Annotated in this window: 4 protein-coding genes; 2 read left to right on the forward strand and 2 right to left on the reverse strand. The window is 41.7% G+C overall.

What is annotated here, in order from left to right; all coding sequences use genetic code 11:
• The first annotated feature begins 253 nt into the window (after positions 1-253).
• Both ACTUJY_RS20980 and ACTUJY_RS20985 read left to right on the forward strand, forming a co-directional pair.
• A complete protein-coding gene (locus ACTUJY_RS20980; protein ID WP_463618087.1) occupies positions 254-691 on the forward strand; it encodes a hypothetical protein in 438 nt (145 codons plus the stop codon).
• A 12-nt stretch (positions 692-703) separates the two neighbouring features.
• Entirely contained in the window at positions 704-1,180 is a 477-nt protein-coding gene (locus tag ACTUJY_RS20985) for a hypothetical protein (RefSeq protein ID WP_463618088.1), read from the forward strand.
• Positions 1,181-1,353: 173 nt separating this feature from the next.
• Here ACTUJY_RS20985 and ACTUJY_RS20990 read toward each other — a convergent pair whose 3' ends face one another.
• Positions 1,354-1,707 (reverse strand): hypothetical protein, encoded by a 354-nt coding sequence (locus ACTUJY_RS20990; RefSeq protein ID WP_463616172.1) that lies wholly within the window; start codon positions 1,705-1,707, stop codon positions 1,354-1,356.
• A 52-nt stretch (positions 1,708-1,759) separates the two neighbouring features.
• The coding region (locus ACTUJY_RS20995; RefSeq protein WP_463618089.1) for a YfjI family protein at positions 1,760-3,040 on the reverse strand (1,281 nt) is incomplete at its 5' end.

A 3,040-nucleotide genomic window follows, 5' to 3' on the forward strand; every position in this document is an offset into this window, starting at 1 on the left:
GAAACTAGGCGATGTAAAATTTAATTCTGTTAAAAGATAATAAGGTTAAGACTCAAATGAAAACACCAATGAGAAAGGCGATGGGAATACTGAAGTTGAGCAAACGCCTCAGCAGGGGCAGGTTCAGGAAAGTCAGGGTGATGCCACCAATAACTCAACCCCCAGTGGAGAAAGTAAAAAAAGCAAAACTAAACATGGAAAGGTAATTAATATTACAGAGCAAGTTATTGGGGATGAAAAATATGAACTTGCTTTGGGAAGGCATATAGATGATTTAGAGAACCCGGAATATGGAAGAGTTATAACAGATGGAGAAGGTGGACTAACCGTATACCACGGCAAAGGACACGATAAAGTATTACTTGAAGGCATTGAAGAGCATGAAAATGTTCACATTGAGCAAATGCGAATGTACTCTACTAATATTGAGATATTGGAAAATGCCGAGTTCGGGCTTACCGTTGGTTGGAAAAATATACCTGATGCTATCGGTGAAGCATTTGAGCATGATGCGCATCAAGCACATGCGCTGTACAATATTGAGAAGCTTTCTCGTGGTAATTTGTCGCCAGACCAGGTGATAACAATTGAGAAAGCTATCGATATTAACCGTTCGCATATTAACGGTCGTAGAAGAGATTTTGGTAAAGTTTGGATGCAAATGATTGACTCGTTAAATCGGAAAAACTAGTAAGGAAAGGTAATGATTCGAATTTTAATTTTTATCTCACTTTTGTTCGTGGCAAAAAGTGCTCTTTCAGAAGACTTAACTTTTACTACGACAATAGAAGGTGAAAGCTACTTGGGTATCAGCCTAGCTAATAAATCGAAAAGTAAGGTTAAGATTTTTCGAGCTTTGCTTAGTCGCGATGAGCTTAATATAAAGCTTATTAGCCCTAGCGGTGTAATAAAGAAAGGTTTTTGGCAGCCTGTAGACTATGGTGTTGAAGAGGTTGTTTTGCTTCCAAGTGAATCGTTCCAGTTTAGAATTAATTTAACTGAAGTTTACCCTACACTTAAGTCTTTAGTTAAAGAGCAGTGCTTATTTGTGTTTTGGGGCAGTGTAATTCAATATAAAGACAACAACAATACTAATAAAAGAGAGGCTCATACAGGTAGCGTTGTGCTAAACAAAAAAAATTGTACTAACAGAGAAAGTATTTACTTTGAAGAATTTTGAGAGACTGTAAATTGAGATTGTAAATTATTCTGTGTACTGACAGATTAAACATAATCAATTAATCAGAAGTTAAGGCAGGGCAGCCACCACTCAGTTCTTACGGCCGTTTTATTACTGTAGTACCGAAGCCTGAAATGGCTGGATTAAAACCCAGCCTAAATCTTGATGCTATTTTAGTTTGTTGAGCTATTTTTAAGTTTCATATAAGGCTCACAATCAATGAAGATTTTTGAAAAGTCTATTGAATGGTTACGCTTCGGCTGGTTATCGCTCCAAAGCTTATGGATGAACTCAAAAAACACGTTTGGGTCGAACCAAGTGTGAGCCGACAAATACATTAGCCAGTCGATTAACTCAATAGGACTTTTTACAAAATCGGACAGTCGGAAGCTCTTTTCTTGAAAAGGGTATTCTGGTGCTTCTTCACAAACGAACTGCCACTTTCCTGTTCGGCGGCAAGCGACCAGATAACCGTCGTTGATTGAAATGACTCTTCCTGTTCTTTCACACTCTGCAGTTTTTAACATATGGGTCTCCTGAATACTTTTTCCGGTTTTTGGGGTTCGATAACTGGGCGTTTTAATGAAAATTCAATGCATGAGGATTGACGTGATAAACCGTAGAAGGTCGTCCGCCTGTTTTTACCTCTTCGCTTCTCAGCCAATGGTGGTTTTCAAGTAAGTCGAGCGCAGGCGGAATGGTGAGTTTATTGATACCGGACCAACACTTCTTTTCAATTTCCCAGCGCTTGAACTGACTTCCTAACTTACCGGTGTGGATTTTGTCTGCGAGCATAGCTGCCGTTTGTTCGGGCGCATGGATGATGTTGTTAAACACACGTTCTGCGTGAGACTGTAAGTACGTTGTAAAACGAATGGCTTGATTGAGCGAGTGCGCTTGAATGTCTGACTCGTTTGATTCACAAATGTGAAAGAGCAAAGCCAATGCTGGTACTAAGCTTTTGTATTTCGATAAGTGTGCTTCGATGGCAGCGTTATCCGATTGCCTTACAACAACGTTTTCCCAATGCTCTAACCATTGAATAAACCGTCCTTGCGCTTCGTCAGAGAACTGAAGATAAGCCTGCCCTTGTTCGTCTTTGTTGGGCGTAAAGTTAAAGTGTCCGAGGCTGATGTTTTCAAACAACGATTGCAACCGTTGTGCGGCGAGGGCGTTGGGTGTCTTGTCATTGCACTGCCAATTGTTTTTGGTTTCTGGCCATACGAGCAATTGAAACCGCTGCAACATACCGTCCGCTTGGCCTTCGTTTTTTAGTGCACCGGCGATGTGATGATGAATAACACCGGGTTGAACACCACCAAGAATGCTGATGCACAAGTTATCAATGGGGACGGTTCCTCGACCGATGCGGTCAAAAACATAACTGCTGTCTCCGTTCCACGCTTCGAGGTAAAACGAACGGTCGTTTTCTCGGCCCTCTTTTTCGAGTGTTTTAAACCATCCGGAGAGTTCATCGCGATACACCAGTATGGCCGACGACTGTTGGCTGAGTAACTCACCGAGTTTTTCAACGGTTGTATCGTTTGTGAAGAAACGTTGAAGTGAGGGCTTATCGTCTTGAGACAAAGCAACGATGTCTTGTTCGAGATGAGCGGTGTTGTCTGAGGCGTCTTTGGTTTGTTTGCGAAGCTTGGCTTTGAGTGCTGCAAGTTTGGTTTCGTTGACGGCCTTTTGTGCTTCGTAGTCTGCCATTTTCTGTTCAAACTGTTTTAATGCCTTGGCTTGCAATTTTTTGATTGGTCGGATGGCTTGATTAAAGGCCGGTGTTTTGAGTGCGCCCGGTGGTGCAATCACCAGTCCCCAAAGGTTTGGTACGACCGACCATTCATCCAGCTTTTT

It is taken from the genome of Pleionea sp. WD8-19, assembly GCF_055326765.1.

Excerpts from the sequence above, each read along its gene's own strand:
- ACTUJY_RS20985 (WP_463618088.1), top strand. The coding sequence starts at position 704 with ATGATTCGAATTTTAATTTTTATCTCACTTTTGTTCGTGGCAAAAAGT.
- ACTUJY_RS20990 (WP_463616172.1), bottom strand. The coding sequence starts at position 1,707 with ATGTTAAAAACTGCAGAGTGTGAAAGAACAGGAAGAGTCATTTCAATC.